This window comes from Acinetobacter sp. V102_4 (assembly GCF_031799005.1).
GTDB classification, from domain to species: Bacteria; Pseudomonadota; Gammaproteobacteria; order Pseudomonadales; family Moraxellaceae; genus Acinetobacter; species Acinetobacter calcoaceticus.
The window spans coordinates 46,154-72,746 of record NZ_JAVQNR010000034.1; the positions used below are offsets into that span (position 1 = coordinate 46,154).

A 26,593-nucleotide genomic window follows, 5' to 3' on the forward strand; every position below is an offset into this window, starting at 1 on the left:
ATACACAATAAGAACTGTTGATACGAATTATGACCGATCAATTAAGAGCAAAATTTGAAAATTTAGAACTTAATGCGGGTTTAGGGAAAATCAGTGCGTTTATTTCAATGTCACTCAGCTTGCTTTGTTTATTTGGTGCTTTATGTTTTTTATTTCCCAGTGTATTAACGACACCAGAACTTCGTCCTCTTTACGCAAAGCATTATAATCTTTTCTATTATGGCCTGATCACTGGCATTGTGATTAGTGCTGGTTTTGGTGCATTTAGCGCAATTATTCGTCAAAACCGATATGGGTTCTACGGGCTATGTTTTTCACTTGTGGCAGCAGTTTTGGGTTGCGGCGTAATTGAAGCACCCGTTTTACCAAGTGTACCGTTTTATGCAGGTATCGATTATTTTGTACTAACCCTATTCATTTTAGCGTTTGTTTTTATTCCGCTTGAAGGTTTTTTTGCTAAAAATCCTGAACAAAAAATATTAAGAGTCGGTTGGGTGACCGATATGAAATATTTCATGGTCAGCCATGTTGGGATTCAACTATTCAGCTTTTTAACGGTTATGCCAATTCAATATTGGATTACGCACCTGCCTGATAACCCAATTGTGCCTTATGTACAAGCTCAACCAATTTGGCTGCAATTTATTGAGCTACTGATTGTGGTGGATTTTACGGTGTATTGGTTGCACCGTGCTATGCATGAGGTTAATTTCTTATGGCGCTTTCATGCGATTCATCATTCGACAGAATATATGGATTGGTTAGCATCTTCTCGTTTGCATGTCATAGAAGTACTGATGACTCGCTTTATTGCGACTTTACCGATTTTCCTGTTGGGTTTTCATACTTCAGCTGTTTTTGCTTATTTAGTTTTTATTTCATTTCACGCTATTTTTATTCATTCCAATGTACGTTTTCGCTTTCCATATTTACGCTGGATTATTGCAACACCAGAATTCCACCATTGGCATCATTCTTCAGAAAAACCAGCGATTGATAAAAATTATGCTGCTTTTATCCCACTCTATGATGTTATTTTTAAAACGGTCTATATGCCTAAACATTTGGCCAGTGTATATGGAACGGTTGGCTATAAAATCCCAAATAGTTTTGTGAAACAATTTACTTGGCCTTTTAAAAAGTATGTAAAGCGGTTTTTAAAACCTTGGCGTGATCAGTAAACCTTAAGTTTTAGCTTAATAAATCTAGAATGCTTAAATGACATGTTTAAGCATTCTTCTTGGCATCTGCCGCTGCAAAATGAGCCATTTGGTCAGCATACGCTTTTTGAAAAGAAGGACGTATAGTCGCTCTCTGAACATATGCAAGACAATGGGGAAATTCTGTCAACCCATCAAATTTATTCACCAAACGTAATACGTCAGCCATAACAATATCGGCAATAGAAAATGACTGAGCCAGCCATTCGCGCTCTGCAAGAAATGACTCCATATGTTGAAGGCGAGACTGAAGAAAGGCATCAAATTGTTTGTGTGCGGGAGTATCTCTCTGAGCATTAGAAAATCTTAATAAAGCCCAAGGAAGACTCGCCATTTCTACTGAATTAAGTGCTGCAAATAACCATTCTATAACTTCATTACGCTGTTTCGGATCTGTAGGTAAAAGTACACGACTACGTTCACCCAAATAAAATAGGATAGCGCCACTTTCAAAAATTGAAATATCACCATCTGTTAACCAAGGAACTTGCCCAAAAGGTTGGTGAGCAAAATGATCAGCTCCTCTCTCATAAAAAGATACGCTATTTATTTTATAGGGCATTTTTGCCTCTTCTAATGCCCATCTTATCCTTATATCTCTTACAAAACCTCGTGGTAATTCTGGCACCCAATCAAAAGTTGTCAAAATGAAATTATTCATAGTAAATTTCCTTATATTTTATATTGATAACTCAAACATACTTTTGAGCCTTTTACTTATTTTTCATCTAAATTCATCTTGCGAGTGAATCTTGATATTAAAAATAGTCTAACGAATTTGAATAGATATAAATGTAGTAATCAGAAGCTAAATTATTTATTTAAGTATTATTTGTTTTTAATTGTTTAAGTCAGCTTCATTTGAGGCTGACTTTTTAACAAATCATTATTTGCTTTTAATATTTTTAAAAATCATTACAAGGGCAATCAGAGCAAGGCCAATAATTAAACTCATATAAATATTAGCACTGTTCATAAGTCCAATTTTACCCACAAAATAACCTGCAAGAATTGCCGGAATACTAAAAGCCAAATAGCTTTCAACAAAAAATGCAGCCATAAGACCAGCACGTTCTTCTGGTAACGCAAGCGGCATGACTGTGCGAATTGCTCCCATAAAAGCGGTACCAAAACCTACTCCAGTAATAATAGAGCCTAAAAATAAAACCACTGCGCTTGTAAAATTAATCGCTAAAAATAAAACGGTTGCTCCAATAATGATGGATAAGGTACCCGTGAGCAAAATACGAAAATTTGTAGATTTTCTTAGGGTTAATATGCCGGCTGCACCTGAAAGTGCAAGCGCCATAAACATAATCCCGTTTAGCCATGCAGAAGAGGTTTGAAAAATCTTTGCGAGTAAAGAGGGCATAAGTGATAAGAAAAAACCACTGACCATCCAAAGTGCAATGTTAATAGGGCTAATGCTTAATAAAGCACTTCTTGCTTGATGAGGAATAGCCATGTTGGGTTTTAAAGAAGCAAGTGCACCCGATCTTTTTTGTGCAGTTTCAGGATTAAAGAAACTTAAAATGAGTTGAAATGCAAAGAGAACACATAAAAGCTCAAAAACGAGCTGCAAAGGTTGTGATGAAAATTGCAAAATAGTACATGTAATAAAGATGCCAGCTGCCATACCGACCATTGGAGCAATACTATTAATCAAGGAGCCCTGATGTTTGCTGAAATCTAAAATTGCGGCTCCTATGGCAGAAACAGCAAGTCCAGTCGCGATGCCTTGCAGCCCACGAGCAATAAATAGCATAGAAACATCTGAGGCAAAAAGGAAAAAGCTCATTGAAACAATTTGCAGAAAAATCGCTGAAAGAATGACAGGTCGACGTCCAATATAATCAGATAAAGAGCCAATAATGAGTAAAGAGGCAAGTAAGGTAAACGCGTAGGTCGCAAAAATTAAGGTTAATGTAACAGGCGAAAATTGCCATGCTTGCTGATACAAGCGATATAGAGGAGTCGGTGAGCTGGACGCGGCCATAAATGTCATGAGCGTGATCGTGTTTAAGGTCAACGCAACTCTTGAATCTAACTGAAAAACAGATCTAGACCGTTTCGAACTTGAATTGTTCATATAAGATGAATAACATAAAAGCGAATATTTAGCTTTTATACATTATTTTTACACTAAAGCAAATCCTTAGCTTTAGTGTATTTTGTATATACAAATAATATTTTAATTGTTTTTTATTGAAGTAGAGCTGATTAATGGCAAAAGTTGTTACTGGGTTACGACCGGGCGGCCGTAGTGAAAGAATCCAAACTGCGGTACATCAAGCAGTCAAAGAGCTTCAAAAAACATTGGAGCAAAGCCAAATCACCATACCTATGATCGCTCATGAGGCAGGAGTAACGCCTTCAACAATTTATCGCCGTTGGGGAGACATTAATCAGTTATTTTCAGATGTTGCTCTAAATGAACTCAAACCCGAAATGGAGCCAAAAGATTTAGGTTCATTTCAACTTGATGTTACCGCATGGGTCGAACAGTATTTTGAAGAGTATTCTTCTGAAGTGGGACAGGTCTTACTACGTGATGTGTTATATGCAGCAGAATCTTCAAATGCCCGACAATGCGAAACCTTAATTATTCAGCAACTCGATATTATTCAAGCTCGAGCAAGACTACGTCATGAACCAACCATATCGAATCAAGAAATTATCGAAGCAGTCATTGCTCCAATGTTGTTTAGAATCTTATTCACTGACCGCACCTTATGCTTAGACTATGTCCATATTTTATTAGAGCGGTTATTTAAGACTCATTCCAATTTTAATTAATTTATAGCGGCCTATTAGTTTAAATATTTAACAAGAAATAGACGCGTTTTCTCATTAAGAAATTATATATCAGTTTTTCTTATTATTTTTAAAATAAATTTTCATAATTCATAATTTATATGTTTTATATAAAATCATTTATTTAATAAATGGTTGGCTTGAGGTGGATAAAAGAGTATGCATGGTGGGTTTTATTACTATTTATGGTGTAAAATTTTAATATAAATAATAACTTACTTAAAAAATTAACTATTTTTACGATATTTAAAGCTTAAAAATAAAAAGTATTCTATACAATTTAACGCATGATTTTTGAATTTAACATTTTTTAAATTTATGACACAGGGTGTTTTTTATTCTTTACAATGGCTTTTCCTTGTTAAAGCAGCTTGTGGTGCTTGCTTTATATTTTATTTTTTTATCCCCATCGAAAAGGTATTTAGATAATGGATTTCAATACCCTTGACCAAGAAGCAGTACAGAAAAAACAGAAATTTCACCAAATTTTGTATGTACAGGTCATTTTTGCAATTATTTTGGGCATTTTAATTGGTCATTTTTACCCAGAACTTGGCGAAAGTTTAAAACCACTTGGTGATGCATTCATCAAGATCGTTAAAATGATTATCGCTCCCGTCATCTTTTTAACTGTTGTTACAGGCATTGCCAGTATGACAAACATGAGCCGAGTCGGCCGTGTAACTGGTAAAGCTATGCTTTATTTCCTTACCTTCTCAAGCTTGGCACTTGTGGTTGGTATGATTGTGGCAAATATTATCCAACCGGGTAAAGGCCTTAACATTGATCCAGCTACCTTAGTCAACGACAAAGTAAATACTTATGTTGAAAAGGCGCATGCAACAAATATTACCGACTTCTTCATGAATATTATCCCGCAAACATTGGTCAGTCCTCTGGCTGGTGGCGAGATTTTACAGGTGTTATTTGTAGCGGTGCTATTTGGTATTTCTTTGGCTGCTTTGGGTGACCGAGCACGTCCAATTACCGATTTTTTAAATAACTTAACAGCTCCAGTTTTCTACTTAGTTGGTATGTTAATGAAGCTTGCCCCAATCGGTGCTTTTGGTGCAATGGCTTTTACGATCGGTGCGTATGGAATCGAATCAATTGGTAATTTATTACTGTTAATCATGACGTTCTACATTACTGCTGTGTTATTTATTCTAGTAATTTTGGGTGCAGTAGCTCGTTATAACGGTTTTTCAATTATTCATTTAATTCGTTATATCAAAGATGAACTTTGGTTGGTTTTGGGAACAAGTTCTTCTGAAGCAGCTTTGCCATCTTTAATGGACAAAATGCAAAAAGCAGGTTGTGAAAAATCAGTTGTAGGTTTAGTCATTCCAACAGGTTATTCATTTAACCTTGATGGTACAAATATCTATATGACTATGGCGGCTCTGTTCATTGCGCAAGCTTGTAATGTAGATTTATCAATTAGTGAGCAAATCGCATTGCTTTTAGTCGCAATGGTAAGTTCTAAAGGTGCAGCAGGGGTGACTGGTGCAGGTTTTATTACTCTAGCTGCAACTTTATCGGTTGTACCAGCTGTTCCTGTCGCAGGTATGGCTTTAATTCTTGGTATTGACCGCTTTATGTCTGAGTGCCGTGCTTTAACAAATCTAGTGGGTAATGCATGTGCAACAATTGTTGTGGCACGTTGGGATAAGGCTTTAGATAAAGATCTTCTTGATAAAGCATTAAAGAACCCTAAAGCAGATTAACCTTACAAAAAAATCTGTAGCTAAGGGCAATTTGGGAGAATAGCCCAGCTACAGATTTTTTGTTTAATCTCTAAAAATATATTTTTAATTAAGCCATTCTAAAGTTCTGCAACATTACTTATCTTTCAATAAAGACCAGACAGCAATTTAAATCAAGTCGTGAAAAATTATGCTTTTAAGTGATCCTCAAACTCTTCACCTAATTGCATCGCTAATGAATTGCCGGCTAACTCACAGGTTACCAGACCATATTCTTTTTTAAAACTAAAAGTAAAACCTTTCCCGTCAGCGAGATTTTTAACTGAATACCCTAACTTTTCTAACCAAATACGAAACGCAATCAAATTTTTAGCTTTAACAACCTTTTTCACGTGAGAACTCCTTCTATCCGTGGCATTACATCTTATTTATTAATAGGGTTTTAATTAGATTTTTTAAAGGGGAAAAACTTTTTTTTATTTTGCAACTTGTAAAAAAAGTAAGATAAAGAAATAAAAAATTTCATTTTTATGAAATTATGAGTCTATTATGTGACTAAAAAATAATAACTTTTTATTTAAAGAGCTGTTTGTATAATGGTTTTTAAAAATTATAAATTCAATGATATTTTTAAAATAATGAACAAATAAAAAATAGAGTAAATGTAAAAAATAATTACAGGCAGCAGGTAATGAGCAAGAAGATACAGTTCTTAAAAATGAAACTGTATCTTCTTTGAAAGCTTAATTTTAGAAATTATCTTTAAGAGCACGCAGGTGGGCGAAGTCTTCAACACTTTCTGCGCGAAGAAAGGGGTTGGTTGCTAATTCAAGTTCAATCGTGCTTGGTAGGGTGATTAATCTCTGTTTACGTAGCTCACGGACTTCTTCAGCTCGTTCAGATAAGGCATGGTTATGCGGTTCTACCGTTAAGGCAAATTCGGCATTTGAAAGCGTGTATTCATGTGTGCAATAAACTTTTGTGTTGGTCGGTAATGCTGCTAGACGGCTCAGTGAGTGATACATTTGTTCAGCTGTGCCTTCAAATAATCGACCACATCCCATTGCAAATAAGGTATCACCGCAAAATACAGCCTCTAATTCTTCAATAAAATATACAATGTGCCCTAAGGTATGACCTGGGGTTGCAATAATCTCTACTTTTAAATCATTAAATTTTAGATGATCGTCATGTTGTAAGGGGTGGGTAATTCCCGGAATTTTTGTGAGTTCATCACGTGGGCCATACACAGTAATATTTTGGGCAGCAGTTAAATCCGCAACACCACCTATATGGTCTTTGTGCCAATGAGTAAGCCAGATTTGTTTTAAATTTAACTGATTGTTCTGACAAAATTGAGTTACCAGTTCCGCTTCTGTTGGGTCGACTGCAACAGCTTCTTGGGTTTCAGTATCTTCTAAAATCCAGATATAGTTTTGGAGGGCATTCTGCACATCAATAAAATGAATTCTATAACGCATTGTTTTATCCTGAAACTAAATCCAAAGAGTAAATGAATAATGACTAATTCTGATCATACCAGAAAATGGTATTGAGCCATGCTCTCAACTGTCTTTAAGAACAGGGTGATATAAAACAAAAAAGCCCTCTAGGAAGAGAGCTTTTTTTGTATGGATGACTTAACGGAGCTTGGCGAGCCAGTTCCCTAGCGTCTGTACAATCTGTACTAATAGCAATAGGATAATAACTGTTAAAATCACAACGCTAGTATCAAAACGTTGATAACCATAAGAAATCGCTAAATCACCAATACCACCTGCGCCAACTGCGCCAGCCATGGCGGTTGCACCAATAAGACTGATTGTCGCTGTGGTAAGGTTTAAAATGAGTGAACTGCGTGCTTCAGGTAAAATAAAGCGGTAGATAATTTGCCAAGGTGTAGCACCCATCGCTTGAGCAGATTCAATAATTCCTTCATTTACTTCAAGCAATGAAGTTTCAATCAGACGTCCCATATAAGGGCCAACATAAATAGTCAATGGAACAATAGCTGCCCACGTACCAATTGAAGTACCTACTAATAGCTTAGTAAGAGGAATCACTGCAATGAGTAAAATAATAAAAGGAAGAGAGCGTAAAGCATTTACAATTGGATTAAGTAAATGATAAATCACTTTATTGGGTAAAATGCCTTCTGGACGGGTAACTAATAAAATAATTCCCTGAATAAATCCCCAAATGCCGCCAAACAAAAGTGCAAAGAAAACCATATGAAAGGTTTCTTGCAAAGCTGTAACGAACTGATCAATAGAAAGGGAACTGTGCCAGAAAGGTTGAGTAAGTTCAGTTAACCACTGTACGATTAAATCTCTCATACTTGATCTCCTGATTGAACTACACCTACTTCATTTTGTTCCAAAAACTCAATAGCCTGCTTAATGAGCTGAGGATCACCTAAAAGCTGCACAAACATTTGACCAATGACTGTGCCATTAATTTCAGTCATGTTGGCAAATAAAATATTTAAGCTAATATCGAATTTTTTAATCAGTGACTGAATTACAGGCTCTTGAGCAGAACGCCCTAAAAACTGTAAACAGTAAATACTATGATGATGCTGGTTTTCGAGCTGATTTAAAATATTCACAGGCAACTGTTGATGTAAAACAGTTTGAATGAAGTTTTTAGTGGTTGGATGTTGAGGTTTACTAAAGATATCAATCGTTGAACCTTGTTCAATGACTTTACCTGCTTCCATCACAGCCACATGATCACAAATAGTTTCAATGACATCCATTTCATGGGTCACCATAACAATCGTGATTTTTTGCTCTTGATTAATTTTCTTGAGTAGCTCTAAAACTGACTTGGTTGTTTGCGGGTCTAGGGCAGAGGTTGCTTCATCACATAAAAGAATCTTTGGATGATTTGCCAAAGCACGGGCAATACCGACACGTTGCTTTTGTCCGCCAGAAAGTTCATCTGGATAAGCATCTTTTTTATGCTTAAGATCAATGAACTCCAGCAACTCATTTAAGCGCTTTTCACGTTCTACTTTATTGTAATTCAGTAGTCGCATTGGCATTTCGATATTTTCAGCAACCGTCTTGGTTTGTAGCAGATTGAAGTGCTGAAAAATCATTCCAATACTTGCACGTTCCTGACGTAATGAGCGTGCATCCAAAGCGGTGAAATCTTTCTGATTAATAATGATTTGACCTTCTGTTGGTCGCTCAAGTAGGTTGATCAGGCGGATTAAGGTACTTTTACCTGCACCACTATAGCCAATGATGCCAAAAATACTGCCCTCTGGAATCTCTAAATTGATTTGGTCGAGTGCGCGTATGGTTTGACTTTTGAGCTGATAGTGCTTTGAAATGTTTTTAAATTGAATCATATCGTCAGAAGCTATGCTGGAAAGAAAAAACAGGCAAAGAGAATTTGCCTGTTTCACGTTTCCGCTATTATATTACTATTTAGCTTCTGAGAGATAGCTGATTGGTTGATCTACGTCAACTTTTGTTCCACCAAAACGCTCTGTTACATACTTTTTAGCTGCTGCACTGTGATATAGCTGTCCAACTTTTTGCAAAACAGCATCATTTTTACGTGAATCAGCAGTTGCAAGAACGTTGACATTAAGTCGTGTGCTTTGATCAACAGGCTCATAGAAAATAGAATCTTTGAGTACGTTCAAGCCACCTTCCATTGCTAAGGTGTTACCTAATACAACGGCATCAACTTCGTCTTTAATACGTAATGCAGTTGCCATTTGGATTGGTTTGATATCGATCTTTTTACTATTTTCGATGATATCGTTTGGACTGCCTTGAGCCGGGTTAAAATCAGCTTTAAGTTTGATTAAGCCAGCTGTTTGTAATAAAAGTAAAGCACGAGCTTCGTTGGCAGCATCATTTGGGATTGCAATAATTGCACCCTCTGCGAGCTCATCAATTTTTTTGTGTTTACTTGAATAGATACCCATTGGCTCAAGATATGTGGTAGAAACCGGTGCAATTTTATCTTGGTTTGATTTATTAAATGCAACAAGATAAGAATAAGATTGGAAAGCATTCAGATCTACTTCTTTGTTTGCAATGGCTGCATTCATAGAAACATAGTCTGTGAAGTTTTTCACTTCTAACTTTAAGCCAGCAGCTTGGGTTTCTGGCAAAGTTGCGATATAACGCCAAATATCAGCATCTGAACCTGTAGAGGCAATTACTACCGTTTGTAATTGGGAGCTATCATTGTTTTGGTTTGTTTGTGGAGCACTTTCTTGTTTACCACATGCTGCCAATAGTACTACTGACATACTTAAAAAAAGACTGATCAGCTTTTTCATTTAAAAAAGTCCTGATTGAGGAGATATAGAAAAATAAGTATTGATCTATATCCATATGAAATGGGAGGAGTTGGAATTACAACTGGTTTAAACTCTGGTATCTTTTGGTGGGGTTTCATAATTTGCTTGCATATTTTGGCGGTAAGAGAGGGTTACTGTTTGGGGATTAACTGTTTCCCCAAACAGTTAATCCCCAAACAGTAACCAAACGAGTGTTCATAAATTTAGAACATTAAAAACTCTCTACAGTTATAACCTGTAGAGCAAGTCGCTATGAAAATTATTAAAACAGCAGTGTTTATTGACAGTTCCAACGTTATGCTAATCATATCAATAAAAGTGTGCTTGATATAGAGGGCCTCTTTTCTATTTGTTGATATCTTTAGAAATATAATAAAGATTTATACGATTTGCTTATATTGTGGCACATAATAGAAAAGCCTCTATATATAGAGGCTTTTCATTAGAGTTTTAAACTTGTAGAATTTTTAAGCTTTTTCACGTGCAATTGCGCGGTAGCCAATGTCGCTACGATATTGCATACCCGTAAAGTTAACTTGTCCGCATACTTCTAGTGCGTTAATTTGTGCTTCCAAAACGCTGTCGCCTAATGCTGTTACACAAAGAACTCGACCACCAGAAGTCACGATGTGACCATCTTCACGAGTTGCAGTGCCTGCATGGAAAATTTTAGTATCTTCAGGTGATTGTCCGATACCTGAAATTACATCGCCATTGCGTACACTATCAGGATAGCCTTCTGCTGCGAGTACAATACCGATTGACTTGCGTTCATCCCATTCAGCTTCTTTTGGTAAGTTACCAGCAATACCGGCTTCTACCAATTCAACAAGAGATGATTTTAAACGCATCATGATTGGTTGAGTTTCAGGGTCACCAAAACGACAGTTAAACTCGATCACACGTGGTTGACCTTGCTCATCAATCATTAGGCCAGCATATAAGAAACCAGTGTAAACATGTCCGTCAGCAGCCATACCTTCTACGGTTGGGTGCATGATTTCAGACATAACGCGTTCAAAAATGTCAGAAGTTACAACTGGAGCAGGAGAGTATGCACCCATACCGCCAGTGTTAGGACCTTGATCGCCTTCAAAAATACGCTTGTGATCTTGTGAAGTTGCCATTGGTAAAATATTTTTACCATCAATCATACAAATGAAAGAAGCTTCTTCACCTGCAAGGAACTGTTCAATCACAACACGTGAACCAGCATCACCAAATTTGTTGCCTGCAAGCATGTCATCAATTGCTGCAAAAGCTTCTTCGTTGGTCATTGCAACGATTACACCTTTACCAGCAGCAAGGCCATCAGCTTTAATTACAATTGGTGCACCATTTTTTTCAACATAAGCTTTAGCTGCATCTACTTCAGTGAAAACGTCATAGAAAGCAGTCGGAATGTTGTGACGCTTTAAAAAGTGTTTGGCAAATGCTTTTGAGCCTTCAAGCTGTGCCGCATATTGAGTAGGTCCCCAAATTTTTAAACCTGCTTCACGTGCAGCATCTACCACACCATTAACTAATGGTGCTTCTGGACCAACAATAATAAGATCAACATTATTTTCTTTAGCAAAAGCAATAATTGCTGGGTTGTCTAAAATATCAAGCTGAACATTAAGACATTTGTCTTCTGTTGCAGTTCCAGCATTACCTGGTGCAACAAAAACTTGAGTAACATTGGTATCTTGCGCAATTTTCCATGCTAAAGCATGTTCACGACCACCACTACCTAAAACTAAAATATTCATTTTTAATTTGTTCCTTAACTTTAATCCTTTTTCATCCCCCTCTATCCCTCAAGGTGGAGAGTTAGCTCCATTATTGTGGAAAACCCTCCTGAATGAAAGGAGGGTTAGGGAGGACTAAATTTAAATTAGTGGCGGAAGTGGCGCATACCAGTGAAGACCATTGCAATACCAGCTTCATCAGCTGCCGCAATAACTTCCTCATCACGCATAGAGCCACCTGGTTGAATAATGCATTTAATGCCAGCTTTAGCCGCATTATCAATACCGTCACGGAACGGGAAGAATGCATCAGATGCCATTACAGCGCCTTCAACAACCAAACCAGCATGTTCAGCTTTAATGGCAGCAATACGAGCTGAGTTAACACGGCTCATTTGACCTGCACCTACACCAATAGTTTGGCGGTTTTTCGCATAAACAATTGCATTTGATTTTACATATTTCGCAACTTTCCAAGCAAAGATGAGGTCATCAATTTCTTGTTCAGTTGGTGCGCATTTGGTTACTACTTTAAGATCATCTTTAGTAATCATACCTAAGTCTTGATCTTGAACTAATAAACCGCCATTAACGCGTTTGTAGTCAAGTTGTGGTGCACGTGCGTCAATCGCAGGTAATTCGCCACAAACTAAAACACGTACATTTTTCTTAGCGCCAGTAACTTCAAGCACGCCATCAGCAATACTTGGAGCAATGATTACTTCAACGAATTGACGCTCTACAATTGCTTGAGCAGTTGCAACATCTAACTCACGGTTAAATGCAATAATACCGCCGAAAGCAGATTCTGGGTCAGTCGCATAAGCTAAATCGTAAGCAGCTTTAATGCCGTCTAAAGAAACAGCAACACCACAAGGATTAGCGTGTTTTACAATCACACAAGCAGGTTTTGCAAATGATTTCACACATTCAAGTGCAGCATCTGTATCTGCAATGTTGTTATAAGACAATTCTTTGCCTTGTAACTGTTTTGCCGTAGAAACTGACGCTTCTTTTGCATTTGCTTCAACGTAAAATGCAGCAGATTGATGTGGGTTTTCACCGTAACGTAAATCTTGTGCTTTGTTCAATTGAGTATTGAACGTACGAGGGAATAAATCAGCTTCACCTTCGGTCTTACCAACGCGAGCGCCTAGGTAAGAAGCGATCATACCGTCATATTGAGCTGTATGTTCAAATGCTTTAACAGCTAAATCGAAGCGTGTTTCATAAGAAAGTGAACCAGTAGCTTTTAATTCAGTAATAACTGTATCGTAATCTGAAGCATTTACAACAATACCGACAGAAGCGTGGTTTTTAGCAGCAGCACGAACCATTGTTGGACCGCCGATGTCGATATTTTCGATAGCATCAGCAAGTGAACAGTTAGGTTTTGCAACTGTTGCAGCGAATGGATAAAGGTTCACGACAACAAGATCAATCGGATCAATGTTGTGTTCTTCCATTACTGCTTCGTCTAAACCGCGGCGAGCGAGAATACCGCCATGAATTTTTGGATGTAATGTCTTAACACGACCATCCATCATTTCAGGGAAGCCAGTATGTTCAGATACTTCAACCACAGCGATATTATTATCTTTAAGCAACTTGTATGTGCCGCCTGTAGATAATAGTTCTACCCCTAAAGCTGCAAGGTTTTGAGCAAATTCGACAATTCCTGTCTTGTCAGATACAGAAATCAAAGCACGTTTAATAGTCATGATGTTTAATTCAACAATTTCAAGTCTACGGATTAAAACCAATAAGCATAAAAAAATGCCCACGACGTCGTGAGCATTTTATCATTTATTCACTCATCAAACCGTGAGCTTTTAACTTTTTGCGTAAAGTGCCACGGTTGAGTCCAAGAATCTCTGCAGCACGGGTCTGATTACCACGTGTATATTCAAGAACTACAGATAAAAGAGGTTTCTCCATTTCTGCTAGCACCATGTCATATACCTGAGATGGCTGCTCACCTTGCAATTGTGCAAAATAATGACGAACTGCGCGATCCACGTGGATGCGAAGAGCAACATCAGATTGTGCAGTAAAAATAGGAGATTTGCTATTCATGCGAGTTAATCCGAAAATCAAATACTAGCTTGGATAAAGTAGTATATAAATGTGGTCTAAAAATACGGAGTCCTGTTTTAGATCCTAAAACAGTGACTCTAAAACATAAGAACAATTAGCTTGCCATATTTCTTCGTATTGAATAAAAAATAAGCGTAACAATAGTTAAATATTTGTTACAGCTCCCTCAAAAACAAAAAAAGTTAGGCTATGTGCTTAATGTAGAAAAGCACACATGCTTAACAGTATTTTTTTGGATTGAGAGCGAGGAGTATATGAGTCAAAGCTTTCGTGGCGCGTATCATACCATTGTCTAGGAAAAAGTGAGCAAATTAACTGCATTTTTTTTTATTTTTTTTTTCACTTTTTTTACATTTTAGGGGTGGACAATTTCTAATCGATAATTTAGTAGGCTTTTTTTGCTTCTGTTTAGCTCAAATTGGAATCGGAAAGGGGTATTCGAGGGAATGCGCTGAATACCTCGTAAGTTTTCAACAAGATACTGTTGAGGAGTCAATATAATTTCTTCTGTTTTGTTTGACTCTGTTGCGAAACTCAACTTTAAGTTAGGAAGTTCAATGCTTTTATCATTCTGATTAAGCAATATGCCTGAAAATTGCGTATGACTTGTGTCAACTTTGCGGAGTTTTAACTTTTCTATATAAATAAGTTGATATTGTTCAGCTGATTTATTGCAGTGCAGTATTTCACATACATAATTAAATGCATGGCTGACGGTTGGGCTTGCATGCATGAGCTTAGGATTAAACCAAAGAATTTGAAAAGTGAAGACTAAAATTAAAATAAGGTTGGCAGAGCTCCAGAGCGTGTAGTACAGCCAACTATGCTTTTTATTATTGTCTTGTTCTTGTGAAGATGTTTGTTCAGCTAAATTAAGATTTGGTAGAGCGTTAATAGGTTCGTTGTGAAAATAATTTAAGTTGTTGAGATAGGTTAAAAGATCAATATTCGAATTCTCAACTTTTTGATCAAAGATATCTAACACGTGAGAATGTGTCATATATCTATTTTGCATTGAGCCGTTGACTAATGTAGATGAGTTAATCGTAACAGGCTGTTCAATATTAATCAGATGGGTGAGTGCATTAAAGCTCGAATCACATTTAGGGCAACAAACCATACCCTGAGCAACAGTCAATTGAGTAAGGGATACTTTATAGACTGTTAAGCACTTAGGGCAGCGGGTTTGTTTTTCATTCATGAGTTAAAAAATCTCAATTTATTGTTTTACGTTTTCCTGAAATGCGACACCAATTTTCTTCGCGTTTTTCGACATCTAATATATCAAAAAATTCAGAATAAACACTTGAAACATCAGCAACTTGCTCTTCAATTACACCTGCAAGTGCGAATTCACCGTCAGATTTAAGTAAATTTGCAAACTCAGGCGCAAGTGCCATTAATGGACCCGCTAAAATATTTGCAACTAAAACATCTGCCTGTTGAGGTTTAAACTCTTGATCGAATTCTTCAGGAAGGCCTACATATAGTCGATCTAATACGCCATTAAGTTCAGCATTTTGTTTTGTTGCTAAAACAGCCTGAGGGTCAATATCAGTGGCATATACTTTTTTAGCGCCTAATAATAAAGCTGCTACACCTAAAATGCCTGAACCACAACCATAATCAATGACGATCTTATCTTTAACGTCAGTTTTACCTAGCCATTGTAAGCATAAGAAAGTACTTGCGTGGTTACCTGTACCAAACGCAAGACCTGGGTCTAGCTTAATATTCGTTGCATCAGCTTCTGGTGGCTCTAGCCATTCAGGTACGATCCAGAACTTTTCCCCAATTTGAATTGGCTCGTAATAGTCCATCCAAGCGCGTTCCCACACTTGATCTTCAAGTTCTTCATGACGGATAGGAGCGTCTGGAAGTTGAGCTTTTAAGAAAGCTTCTAAAGTGTCGACATCAATAGGGTCTTGTTCGTCTTGTTGATAAATGCCTGTCACAATCACTTTATTCCATAAAGGTGTTTCACCTGGTAATGGTTCAAGTAAAGCCTGATCTTCAGCATCATCCAGAGTTACGCTTACCGCACCTAGAGACATTAAAAGTGTTTCTGTGAACTCAACTTGTGCTTGATCAACGGTAATGTGTATTTGTAACCACTTCACGAAAAGGACCTAAAAATTTTATTTAAAGGCGTATTGTAGCTGACTAGACAGTTTTAAAAAAGAAAGCGGCCCATCTTTAATGGGCCGACTTTAAAAATACTGAGGAGGCTAGCGGCAAATAAATTGCTTCTTCTATACCTCATGTCGAAACAGATTAAGGAGCAGGGGCCTTAAATTGTAACTTACCATTTTCATTTGGTTGGCAAGTACCATTAAAGATTACGCCGTTATGGTTGTAAGCTACCCATTCACCTTGCTGTTTTTTTACACAGACTCGAATTTGTTTTTGCATTTCGGCTTTGCTCATATCAGCAGCATGTGTAAAAGTTACGCCTGAAAAACAAATTAGAGATGCAGTTAAGATTTTTAACATAGTCGTTTTCATTTTGTATTCCTTCTTGTCGCGTTAATTTTAAAGTCATAGAAGTGCTGTACATTTTTTATTCTAAGATGAATTTGTTTTAATAACATTCACTTTGTATTGAGTTCATGAAACAAAATGTCAAATCATGTGGCGTACCGTAAATTATGTGAAGATGATTTTGTAATTATGTACATCAATAAGCAGATAATTTTGCTATAATGTTCCGTCTTTTTTTTCTGGTGTTTTGTACTCATGCACTACCCTAAAGTTTATGATGTTATCGTTATCGGTGGCGGTCACGCAGGTACGGAAGCGGCCCTTGCTGCTGCGCGTATGGGACGACAGACTTTGCTTTTGACCCATAACATTGAGACTTTGGGTCAAATGAGTTGTAACCCAGCAATCGGTGGTATTGGTAAGTCACATTTAGTACGTGAAATTGATGCGCTTGGCGGAGCAATGGCTTTAGCTGCCGATAAAGGTGGTATTCAGTTCCGTATTTTAAATTCACGTAAAGGTGCGGCAGTACGTGCAACACGTGCTCAAGCTGACCGCGTTCGCTATAAAGCTGCCATCCGCGATACTTTGGAAAATCAAGCAAATCTTGATATTTTCCAGCAAGCGGCTGATGACCTGATTGTTGAAGGTGATACAGTTAAAGGTGTTGTTACCCAAATGGGTATTCGCTTTGACGCTAAAACTGTTGTGTTGACTACGGGTACATTCTTGGGTGGTGTAATCCACGTTGGTTTAGAAAAATCAAGCGGTGGTCGTGCAGGTGATCCTCCTTCAATTGCACTTGCTCAGCGTCTACGTGAATTAAAATTACCTGTGGGTCGTTTAAAAACGGGTACACCACCACGTATTGATGCACGTTCGGTTGATTTTTCAGTCATGATTCCACAGCCGGGTGATTTCCCATCTCCGGTTATGTCATTCATGGGTGATGCTTCTATGCACCCTGAACAAGTAAATTGTTATATCACGCATACCAATGAAAAAACCCATGACATTATTCGTGGTGGTTTAGATCGTTCACCAATGTATACCGGCGTTATTGAAGGTGTAGGGCCACGTTACTGCCCATCAATCGAAGATAAAATTCACCGTTTCGCAGATAAAGATTCTCATCAGGTATTCTTGGAACCAGAAGGTTTAGATACACATGAACTTTATCCAAATGGTATTTCGACTTCGCTTCCATTTGATGTTCAGTTCGAGCTGGTTCGTTCTATTCGTGGTATGGAAAATGCCCATATTTTGCGTCCAGGCTATGCGATTGAATACGATTATTTCAATCCGCAAGCTTTGAAATTCACTCTCGAAACTAAAGCTATTAACGGGTTGTATTTTGCTGGCCAAATTAACGGTACAACAGGTTACGAAGAAGCAGGTGCTCAAGGTTTACTTGCTGGCTTAAACGCTGCGCGCCGTGCTTGGGAACAAGAAGAGTGGACACCTAAGCGTGATCAAGCTTACATGGGTGTATTGGTTGATGACCTCATTACTTTAGGTACTAAAGAACCATACCGTATGTTTACCTCACGTGCCGAATATCGTTTGATGTTGCGTGAAGACAATGCAGATCAACGTTTAACGACTGTTGGTCGTGAACTAGGTTTGGTTGATGATGTTCGTTGGGCTGCTTATTGTGAAAAAATGGAAGCGGTTGAGCGTGAAACTTCTCGTTTACAACATTTGTGGGCGGCACCAAATAACCCTATGGGTAAAAAATTCGTTGAGATGACAGGTGCTGACTTAAGTAAAGAATGTAGTGCGATTGATTTGCTTAAACGCCCTAATATTAACTTTGGTCAAATTGCCGAACTTACGGGTTCTGAAGTTTCTGAACAAGTTGGTGAGCAAATCGAGATTGCTGTGAAATACGAAGGTTATATTAACCGTCAGCATGAAGATGTGGCACAGTTAAAGCGTCTTGAAGAAACTAAAATTCCTACTGATTTTAATTATGATGTAGTGTCTGGTTTATCTCGTGAAATTACCCAGAAATTAAAAACGGTTCTTCCAGAAACATTAGCTCAAGCAAGTCGTATTCCTGGTGTTACACCGGCAGCTGTTCAGCTTGTAATGATCACAATTCGTAAAAATAATATGATTAAGAAAACAGCTTAATCTTTTAAATGCAAAAAAGCCCAGTTAAGACTGGGCTTTTTTATTTTCTGTTCAAAAATATATGAAAACTTCCTAAGGAAGAAAATAGATTTCGCTTCCTTTTTTTCTTATTTCACATATTTCAAGCAGCCAGTTATATTAAATTCACGTTCAAACAAGAGGGCTTTAACCATGACAATGAAATCAATTCGCTACAATAGAGATGAAATGGCATGCCAATGCTCATGTTCAAAATAGCGCAAAAGAAAGAGCAGATCAGTTTTGTAGGGGGAGAACACATTGATCTGAAAACAAATATAAATATAAGAGCCAATATAAAATTAAGAAAATTATAATTCAAAATCTAAAGAGAACCTTATGGTTCTCTTTTTTATATCTATTTATTCTCAGTTTCAATTTCTCGTACAGCATTGTGTACTTGTATAGGCTCGATATGCAGTAACTTCTTACCAAAACTACGTAACCACCACACCAGTTGAGATGTAAAAGGTACGGTTGCTGTAACTTCTACGATATTTTCTTCAAGTGGAATTATAGTTTGGTCTTTACTTAACTGACTTTCATAGAAAGTTCTAGCAGTTTGCTCTGTCATGGTTAATGTGAGTTGAATTGACTCAGTTGGCTGCTTGTAGTCCACTCTAAAGCCTAAAGCGCCTGAATCAATATAATGATCAATATCAAAATTGACAGGATGCAGTGCTCGACTATCTAAGACTTTTGCTGATTTAAAACGGTGCAAGGCAAATGTTTGAACTTCAGTTTTGTCATGTCGCGTGCAAATTAAATAAATTACCGCACCTTTTTGTACCAAAGCCAAAGGATTTAAAATATAGGTTTTGTCCTCGCCCTGATTAACTCGTGCCCGATAAATACATTCTATTTGCTTGTCTTGGAGTAGACCTTCATAAATTGCTTGTTGGGCATTTCGGTCCACTACAGGAGGAATAAGGGGTTGGCTTGCTGGTACGATGCGTACTCGGTTAATCCACTGCCTAACATTATTTTGTGTAGAGAGACTGCGTTTAGCCAAATCAAACCAAGGCCCCATCTCATCAAGCAGACTTGGTGGAAGTAAGTGTTTAAGATGCTCCTCAACCATCATAAATGTTACTGCCTGAGAGCTAGTCATGTGCGGTAAGCTCTGAATAGGCGCATCGGATTGCCATCGCCAGCCCTGAGGTACGGCTTTATTGCTTTCAATTGGAAAGCGCTGAGCAATTTGATTTAAATCACGCTGAATTGTCCTTAAACTGATATCAATACCTTCACGTTCAAGCATTTCTTGTAACTCCCGCGTCCCGATCCACTTACCGGTAGGGAGGCGAGATAAAATCTGCCATTGGCGATATAAACTATTTGAAGTTTCTTTTTCTATTACAGACATAAGCGTAATACATCTATATCCAACTGCTTTGGTGTCAACACAATAAAAAATCTTTACACATTTAGCAAGTTTGTCAGATTAGGTTTATAGGTCCTTTTACAATCAATGTTAAGATTTAGAAGAAGAAAGTTATAACAAAGCACCGTAAAAATATTAAAGATATATAAATGGCACTGAAATTGCTTATTTAAAAATGAAATATAGATAAATGATAAGACGAGGTGGTTATGTCAGAACAAGAGCATGAATTACATATAGATAATGATTTTTTTATACAAGAGCAGACAACTACGGCACTCATTAACCCAACCTCTTTTTTAGAACATATTTCCGTACAAACCAACCTATTTGAGCAGCTAAAATCACAGTTTTTTAATGAGATGCTTGATGATGTAACATCAAATGGTGCGGCTTCTAAAAAAATTGAGCAATGGTTGAGTATCCGTACTCTAGATGAATTAAAAGAATTGAATGCTCAAGCGAAGCAACATTTTCTTTATCACGGCATTACTTTTAACGTATATGGTGATAAAGAAGGTGCAGAGCGAACAATTCCTTTTGATTTAATTCCAAGGGTGATTGAAAAAAAACAATGGGAGAAAATAGCTTCGGGCTGTGCGCAGCGTGTTAAAGCATTAAATTACTTTTTAGATGATATTTATCACGGACAACATATTTTAAAAGAACAGCTCATTCCCGAAGAACAAATTATGGGGAATGATGCTTTTCAGCCACATATGCTTAAACATTCTCTGAAAGGTAAAATTTATTCACAAATTAGCGGAATTGATATTATCCGTGATGGCGAGGGAGAATTTTTTGTACTTGAGGATAATTTAAGAACACCTTCTGGTGTCTCTTATATGATCGAAAGCAGAAATATTAGTCAGCAATTGATGCCGGAGCTATGTGCAACCAATAATTTACAGGGAATTGAGCATTATCCAAAACTTTTAAAAGAAATATTGCAGGAAAATTCACCTGCGGACAGGCCTTTTATTGTGGTGTTAACACCTGGTCGCTTTAACAGTGCTTATTATGAGCATGCTTTTTTAGCCCGAGAAATGGATGTGCCATTGGTTACAAATCGGGATTTATTTGTAGAAAGTGACCAAGTTTTTGTTAAAACCATTCGTGGACGTCAAAAAGTAGATGTAATTTATCGCCGTCTAGATGATGATTTTCTAGATCCTTTGGCATTTCGACCAGATAGTGCTCTTGGAGTAGCAGGTCTGATGTCTGCCTATTTGCAAAAAAATGTTGTAATTGCGAATGCACCTGGGACAGGGGTGGCTGATGATAAATCTATTTATCCTTATGTTGATCAAATGATCCAATATTATTTGGGTGAAACGCCAGTTCTAAAAAATGTACCTACTTACCAGTGCCGTAAAGAAGAACATTTAGATTATGTTCTTTCTAATCTTGAGCAATTGGTAGTTAAAGAAGCACAGGGTTCTGGGGGCTATGGCATGTTAATTGGTCCTAAGGCAAGCTCTTGTGAGATTGATGACTTTAGAAAAAAATTGATTGCTACACCCCACATGTATATTGCGCAGCCTACATTGGCTTTATCCGTTGCTCCTACGCTAACAACTGGCGGAGTGGCTGAACGACATATCGATTTACGTCCATTTGTATTAAGTTCACCTTATCGGACAGAGATAGTGCCAGGGGGCTTAACACGTGTAGCTATGCAGGCCGGATCCTTAGTCGTAAATTCTTCACAAGGCGGTGGCATAAAAGATACATGGGTGGTTGAAACATTACATTCCTAATTGTGGGTTAAAGAGGAACTTTATGGTTTTACTCAATTCGAGTGCGCATCAAATATATTGGTTAGGCCGTTATTTAATGCGAGTTAAATTTGCGGTCTATCATTTACCTTTTACAGAAGATGAGAAAGCTACACAATTTGCAGCAGCATTTGGTCTGGATATAGAAAATGCTGAATTACTAAATCACTATATGTTAGACAAGAAGCAAACATTTTCATTACTGAACCAGTTCGTTGTTGCTAAAGATAATATTCAGGAGTTAAGAGGCGTATTGTCATCAAATGCTTATGCAGAATTAAACAATGCTCTCAAGATGATTCAAGCTCAACCTGACGCTGTAAGAATGGTTGTTGGACAATGTACTCAGATAATTGAGGCAGAGCATGACGATGTTTGTTTGTTTTTTCATCTTGGTCAAAAAGTAGAACAATTTGATATAGAACTGCGTTTTGGTCAGGAGTTAACGTCTCTTATTTCTGAACTTGATGTTTTAGTACGAAGACTTGGCAATTTAGATTGGAAAAAAGTAGATCAGCATTGGCAAGTTCTCAAGCAACAACCGACTTGGGATGCTTATTATACTTTTACGCAGCAGTTGGAATATATGTTTGAGGTCTGATTATGAAATTGATGGTTAATCATCAAACGCATTATAGCTATACTGAAACTGCTCGAAATAGCGTACAGTATATTAAAATGATGCCTCAAACATCACCCCATCAACATGTTATGAATTGGGCGATTAGTGTACCGGGTGAAAAAACGATAAAAAGGGATATATTTAATAATGTATGGATGACGGCCAGTCAGCGTTATGAATATCAGCATCTTACATTTATGGCACAAGGTATCATTGAACTTCAAAATAGGGAGCTTGGTTGCGTAGATTTATCTACACCGATAAATTTGTTTTTGCAAATTACAGGAGCTACACGATGTGATCCAGAAATGTTGGACTTTGCCAAAAAAATTGTAACTGTTAAAGACCGACAGCATATTGCATTATTAAGTGAACACATTTTACAACAAATACTCTACCAACCTGATAGTACATCGGTTCAGACGACTGCGACAGAAGCATTTCATGCTGGACAAGGTGTATGTCAGGATCATGCACATGTTTTAATTGCGATGTGTCGTGCGCTACAATTACCAGCACGTTATGTCTCTGGTTATCTATTTAATCAAAATTATCCCCACCTTGCCAGTCACGCTTGGGCGGAAGTATTTTTAGAAAATCAGTGGTATTGTTTTGATGTAAGCAATCAGTTGTTTACACCCAAACATCATATCTATCTTGCAGTTGGTCGTGATTATCTCGATGTTGCACCTATTCGTGGTGTAAGAGAGCAAGGTGGAGTGGAAAACATGATGTCTGTGGTTCAAGTGTTGGCATGTTGAATGTAAAGAGAATGAAATGACCTATTGTTGTGCGCTTAGATTGGAACAAGGTTTAGTGTTTATTAGTGACACGAGAACTAATGCAGGAGTTGATCATATTTCTGTGTTCCGAAAATTGCATACTTTCGGCGTTACTGGAGAGCGTTTCATGGCTTTACAAACAGCAGGTAATTTAGCAACGACACAAGCTGTTATAGGTCATTTGCAAAATGCTCTCACTTTGCAGCAAGAACCTAACTTATATAGTGTCAACACGATGTTTGAGGCGGCTGAACTGATTGGTAAAACCTTAAAAAGTGTTTTAGAGGATATTAGTTCAGACACTCAAGAACAAATGAATTATGCGTGTAGTATTTTAATAGGTGGGCAAATTAAAGGCGGTGAAATGCAGCTTTATAATGTCTATCCGCAAGGTAATTTTATTTGTGCAACTACGGATACACCCTATTTTCAAATAGGAGAAAGCAAATACGGAAAACCTATTTTGGATCGTGCTTTATATTATGCGATGCCGCTAGATGATGCATTACGTTGTAGCCTGATTTCTTTTGATTCAACCTTGCGCTCAAATGTTTCTGTTGGCTTGCCGCTTGATGCATTGGTTTACAATAAAGATAGTTTCATTATTCCGGTGGGTAAGCGAATTACCGAAGATGATCCGTATTTTTCACAAATTAGTAAACAATGGTCTGATACTTTACGCCGTGGTTTGCAAGAATTGCCAAAACCGACTGATGATTACTGGCGATAAAATTTTTAAAAGCTGATAAAAAAATCCAAGCATGCTTGGATTTTTTTATATTTTACTATTTAACTGCTTTTACGAATAGGGCGATTACTTAAGCGACAGAGTAATTCATATCCTATTGTTCCGTTTGCATCGGCGACATCATCAACCAGGCGGTGTGCTCCCCAAAGTTCGACTTGAGAACCTAATTTAACTTGAATAGCTGTAACGTCAATTGCAAGCATATCCATGCTGACTCTGCCGACTACAGGACATAATTGCCCATTAATCGCTACATAATTTTGTTTAATATAAGCTCTCGGATATCCGTCACCATAGCCAATAGAAACTATTGCAATATCCATTTTTTGTTGCGCACAGAAGGTTGAACCATAACCTACATGTTCTCCAGCTTGTATGTGATTCAATGCAATCACTTCTGCTGTAAAGGACATGACTGGTTTTAGGTCAAGATCATGTACTGTTTTATCTGCAAAGGGCGAAGCGCCGTAAAGCATAATGCCTGGGCGAACATAGTCAAAATGTAATTCTGGCCATTTATAAATAGCAGCAGAATTACAGCAAGATGCTAAAACAGGATCACAAGCTTGCTTAACCTGTAAAAATTGTTGTTTTTGTTGCTCGTTGAGTGGATGGTCCACATCTGCATTTGCGAAATGCATCGCTAGTACACAGGTAAAGCCTTCAGATTTTAAAGTTTTAATGACTTCAATAATTTCAGGAACTTTAAATCCTAAACGGTTCATGCCGCTATTAAGCTTAATCCAGACTTTTAAGCCTTGAGCGATGTATTCTTGCTTATGTTTAATTAACCATTCAAACTGCTGTTGATGGTGAATCACACATTCAAATTTTTGCTTAATTGCAATAGGCATTTCATCTTCAGAAAATGCCCCTTCAATTAAAGTAACAGGTTGTTGAAATCCAAGTTCGCGAATTTCTAAACCTTCTTGTAGGCAGGCGACACCAAAGGCATCTGAGGCATTTAAGGCTGCTAAACAGTCTTTGATTCCATGTCCGTAAGCATTAGCTTTCACCATACTTACAATTTTTGAATTTGCTACGAGTTGTTTGACACGGTTTAAATTATATTGAAGCGCATGGCGATCAATATAAACTGTTGCTTGGCGCACCCTCATTTACTCCTTTGGGCTAGAGATAGAGTTTATTCTTCATCATCATATTGGCTGTAATACTCAGGAGAGAGATTACTAAATCGGGTATATTGACCTTCAAAGGCAAGACGAACTGAACCAATTGGGCCGTTACGCTGTTTACCAATAATAATCTCTGCGGTACCGGCTTCTTTCGACTCTTTGTTATAAACCTCATCACGGTAAATAAACATAATCAGGTCGGCATCCTGCTCGATCGCTCCAGATTCACGTAAGTCTGACATTACTGGACGTTTATTTGGTCGGTTTTCTAGACTTCGGTTAAGCTGGGAAAGTGCGATAACAGGGCAGTGCATTTCTTTTGCTAAGGCTTTCAAGCTACGTGAAATTTCTGAAATCTCACCCACACGGTTATCACCCATGCCAGGAACTTTCATGAGCTGTAAATAATCGACCATGATACAGCCGATTTTACCATCATGCATTTTGGCAATGCGTCGAGCACGGGCACGAAGTTCCGTTGGAGGTAGGGCAGATGAGTCATCAATATACAAATGCATTTGTTGAAGCTGCAAAATTGTGCCAGTAACTTTGGTCCATTCATCAGCATCTAAGTTCCCCGAACGTAAATGTCCTTGGTGAACTTTACCCATTGCAGAAATAAGACGCATCGCAATTGAGTCTGCTGGCATCTCCATTGAGAATACCAGAGCGGGTAGCTTGTTATATTGTAGAACGCTTTCAACCAAATTCATGGCGAAAGTGGTTTTACCCATAGATGGACGTGCAGCAACAATAATTAAGTCACCAGCTTGCATACCCGATGTTTTATTATCAAGTTCTAAGAAGCCAGTGGTTAAACCAGTAATATTGCCATCTAGTTTTGAGAGTTCATCAAGTTTACTAATTACATCGGCGGTAACAGAACTAATAGATTTGGGGCCTGCATCTTTTTTATTGTTATTGTGCTGTTCTGCTAAAGAGAAAATACTGGTTTCTGCTAGATCTAGAATCTCACTAACACCTCGACCTTTTGTGTCATAAGCATTTTGTAAAATTTCAGTACTGACTTTAATCATACTACGAAGCGTAGAGAACTCTTTAATTTTGGTGGCATAAGTTTCCAAGTTGTAGAAACTTGATGGTGAATCAGCCATAAGCTGCATTAAATATTCTTCGCCGCCAATGGCATCAAGTAAATTTTGTTTTAAAAGCCAATCGCTAACTAAGACCGCATCATAAGGTGAATTTTCTTGTGCGAGTTTTTCGATTGCACGGTAAATATATTTATGGCGAGTCGCATAGAAATCATTTTCTTTTAACATATCACTAACTTGCTCGAAAGATTCGGCAACTGTCATTAGTGCAGCAAGTACAGCTTGCTCAATGGCTAAATTGTGTGGGGGAGTGCGAAACTCTTTAAGTTGACCTGATTCACTCGTCTTATTTTCTGTTGGAGATGAACGGGTTAAAGAACTGGCATTCGCCTGAGACATAATTAGACCTGATGATAAAGAAAGGTGTACGCAAATAGCCTGTGAGGCCGAGAACTATCTTAAAACAAAATTAAATAAACTACCTAATTAAAAAACCAATTAAACTAAAGAACTGATCAGGAATTAATATATCTTATTTTAAAAATAGGGCACATAAAAA

General features: G+C 37.6%; 24 protein-coding genes. 8 read left to right on the forward strand and 16 right to left on the reverse strand.

Translation table 11 applies throughout. The features are described from left to right. Positions 1-29 precede the first annotated feature (29 nt). Complete coding sequence (locus RMB13_RS05175; protein ID WP_311084598.1) at positions 30-1,181, forward strand: sterol desaturase family protein; 1,152 nt, start codon at positions 30-32, stop codon at positions 1,179-1,181. Between the two features lie 46 nt (positions 1,182-1,227). Here the strand turns inward: RMB13_RS05175 and RMB13_RS05180 are convergent, their stop codons facing one another. Together RMB13_RS05180 and RMB13_RS05185 are read right to left on the reverse strand one after the other, a co-directional pair. Beyond that, complete coding sequence (locus RMB13_RS05180) at positions 1,228-1,881, reverse strand: glutathione S-transferase family protein (RefSeq protein ID WP_202724260.1); 654 nt, start codon at positions 1,879-1,881, stop codon at positions 1,228-1,230. Positions 1,882-2,106: 225 nt separating this feature from the next. Then, a complete protein-coding gene (locus RMB13_RS05185) occupies positions 2,107-3,309 on the reverse strand; it encodes an MFS transporter (RefSeq protein WP_311084599.1) in 1,203 nt (400 codons plus the stop codon). A 134-nt stretch (positions 3,310-3,443) separates the two neighbouring features. Between RMB13_RS05185 and RMB13_RS05190 the strand changes: the two genes are divergently transcribed. After that, positions 3,444-4,016, forward strand: coding sequence for a TetR/AcrR family transcriptional regulator (locus RMB13_RS05190; RefSeq protein ID WP_151302433.1), 573 nt, complete (start codon positions 3,444-3,446; stop codon positions 4,014-4,016). Between the two features lie 446 nt (positions 4,017-4,462). Next, the gene (locus RMB13_RS05195) at positions 4,463-5,761 is read left to right on the forward strand and encodes a dicarboxylate/amino acid:cation symporter (RefSeq protein ID WP_003652519.1); all 1,299 of its coding nucleotides are present in this window, start codon (positions 4,463-4,465) and stop codon (positions 5,759-5,761) included. Between the two features lie 167 nt (positions 5,762-5,928). On the opposite strand, the gene RMB13_RS05200 is transcribed toward RMB13_RS05195, so the two are convergent. The 11 genes from RMB13_RS05200 to RMB13_RS05250 form a co-directional block, all read right to left on the reverse strand. Then, entirely contained in the window at positions 5,929-6,132 is a 204-nt protein-coding gene (locus RMB13_RS05200; protein ID WP_003652518.1) for a hypothetical protein, read from the reverse strand. A gap of 357 nt (positions 6,133-6,489) precedes the next feature. Next, the gene (gloB, locus tag RMB13_RS05205; RefSeq protein WP_080027413.1) at positions 6,490-7,221 is read right to left on the reverse strand and encodes a hydroxyacylglutathione hydrolase; all 732 of its coding nucleotides are present in this window, start codon (positions 7,219-7,221) and stop codon (positions 6,490-6,492) included. 159 nt (positions 7,222-7,380) lie between these two features. Next, the gene (locus RMB13_RS05210) at positions 7,381-8,076 is read right to left on the reverse strand and encodes a methionine ABC transporter permease (protein WP_017392060.1); all 696 of its coding nucleotides are present in this window, start codon (positions 8,074-8,076) and stop codon (positions 7,381-7,383) included. Next, positions 8,073-9,098, reverse strand: coding sequence for a methionine ABC transporter ATP-binding protein (locus RMB13_RS05215; protein WP_003652515.1), 1,026 nt, complete (start codon positions 9,096-9,098; stop codon positions 8,073-8,075). The genes RMB13_RS05210 and RMB13_RS05215 overlap by 4 nt, the downstream gene beginning before the upstream one ends. 75 nt (positions 9,099-9,173) lie before the next feature. Continuing rightward, positions 9,174-10,046, reverse strand: a complete 873-nt coding sequence (locus tag RMB13_RS05220) for a MetQ/NlpA family ABC transporter substrate-binding protein (protein ID WP_005039576.1) — start codon at positions 10,044-10,046, stop codon at positions 9,174-9,176. Between the two features lie 488 nt (positions 10,047-10,534). Next, a complete protein-coding gene (gene purD, locus RMB13_RS05225) occupies positions 10,535-11,818 on the reverse strand; it encodes a phosphoribosylamine--glycine ligase (protein WP_311084600.1) in 1,284 nt (427 codons plus the stop codon). 125 nt (positions 11,819-11,943) lie between these two features. Next, positions 11,944-13,518, reverse strand: coding sequence for a bifunctional phosphoribosylaminoimidazolecarboxamide formyltransferase/IMP cyclohydrolase (gene purH / locus RMB13_RS05230; protein ID WP_035364479.1), 1,575 nt, complete (start codon positions 13,516-13,518; stop codon positions 11,944-11,946). An 85-nt stretch (positions 13,519-13,603) separates the two neighbouring features. Next, the gene (gene fis, locus RMB13_RS05235) at positions 13,604-13,873 is read right to left on the reverse strand and encodes a DNA-binding transcriptional regulator Fis (RefSeq protein ID WP_001086304.1); all 270 of its coding nucleotides are present in this window, start codon (positions 13,871-13,873) and stop codon (positions 13,604-13,606) included. 376 nt (positions 13,874-14,249) lie between these two features. Next, complete coding sequence (locus RMB13_RS05240; RefSeq protein WP_005039578.1) at positions 14,250-15,095, reverse strand: zinc-ribbon and DUF3426 domain-containing protein; 846 nt, start codon at positions 15,093-15,095, stop codon at positions 14,250-14,252. Between the two features lie 13 nt (positions 15,096-15,108). Continuing rightward, positions 15,109-16,014 carry a 50S ribosomal protein L11 methyltransferase gene (prmA, locus tag RMB13_RS05245; RefSeq protein WP_311084601.1) on the reverse strand — a complete coding sequence of 302 codons (906 nt, stop codon included), beginning with the start codon at positions 16,012-16,014 and terminating at the stop codon, positions 15,109-15,111. Positions 16,015-16,168: 154 nt separating this feature from the next. Further along, the gene (locus tag RMB13_RS05250; RefSeq protein ID WP_003652499.1) at positions 16,169-16,399 is read right to left on the reverse strand and encodes a hypothetical protein; all 231 of its coding nucleotides are present in this window, start codon (positions 16,397-16,399) and stop codon (positions 16,169-16,171) included. Between the two features lie 231 nt (positions 16,400-16,630). Between RMB13_RS05250 and mnmG the strand changes: the two genes are divergently transcribed. After that, complete coding sequence (gene mnmG / locus RMB13_RS05255; RefSeq protein WP_017392063.1) at positions 16,631-18,511, forward strand: tRNA uridine-5-carboxymethylaminomethyl(34) synthesis enzyme MnmG; 1,881 nt, start codon at positions 16,631-16,633, stop codon at positions 18,509-18,511. A 376-nt stretch (positions 18,512-18,887) separates the two neighbouring features. On the opposite strand, the gene RMB13_RS05260 is transcribed toward mnmG, so the two are convergent. Beyond that, positions 18,888-19,895, reverse strand: coding sequence for a YafY family protein (locus tag RMB13_RS05260; RefSeq protein ID WP_155120898.1), 1,008 nt, complete (start codon positions 19,893-19,895; stop codon positions 18,888-18,890). A 227-nt stretch (positions 19,896-20,122) separates the two neighbouring features. Between RMB13_RS05260 and RMB13_RS05265 the strand changes: the two genes are divergently transcribed. Genes RMB13_RS05265 through RMB13_RS05280 form a run of 4 tightly spaced genes read left to right on the forward strand, consistent with a single transcriptional unit; the run spans position 20,123 to position 23,825 of the window. Beyond that, the gene (locus tag RMB13_RS05265) at positions 20,123-21,673 is read left to right on the forward strand and encodes a circularly permuted type 2 ATP-grasp protein (RefSeq protein WP_017392065.1); all 1,551 of its coding nucleotides are present in this window, start codon (positions 20,123-20,125) and stop codon (positions 21,671-21,673) included. 22 nt (positions 21,674-21,695) lie between these two features. After that, entirely contained in the window at positions 21,696-22,292 is a 597-nt protein-coding gene (locus tag RMB13_RS05270; RefSeq protein WP_311084602.1) for an alpha-E domain-containing protein, read from the forward strand. Between the two features lie 2 nt (positions 22,293-22,294). Continuing rightward, positions 22,295-23,074, forward strand: a complete 780-nt coding sequence (locus RMB13_RS05275; RefSeq protein ID WP_017392067.1) for a transglutaminase family protein — start codon at positions 22,295-22,297, stop codon at positions 23,072-23,074. A gap of 16 nt (positions 23,075-23,090) precedes the next feature. Beyond that, complete coding sequence (locus RMB13_RS05280; protein WP_005039584.1) at positions 23,091-23,825, forward strand: proteasome-type protease; 735 nt, start codon at positions 23,091-23,093, stop codon at positions 23,823-23,825. A gap of 59 nt (positions 23,826-23,884) precedes the next feature. On the opposite strand, the gene alr is transcribed toward RMB13_RS05280, so the two are convergent. After that, positions 23,885-24,955, reverse strand: coding sequence for an alanine racemase (gene alr / locus RMB13_RS05285; protein WP_311084603.1), 1,071 nt, complete (start codon positions 24,953-24,955; stop codon positions 23,885-23,887). A gap of 32 nt (positions 24,956-24,987) precedes the next feature. Next, positions 24,988-26,433, reverse strand: coding sequence for a replicative DNA helicase (gene dnaB, locus RMB13_RS05290; RefSeq protein WP_005039587.1), 1,446 nt, complete (start codon positions 26,431-26,433; stop codon positions 24,988-24,990). Positions 26,434-26,593: the final 160 nt, after the last annotated feature.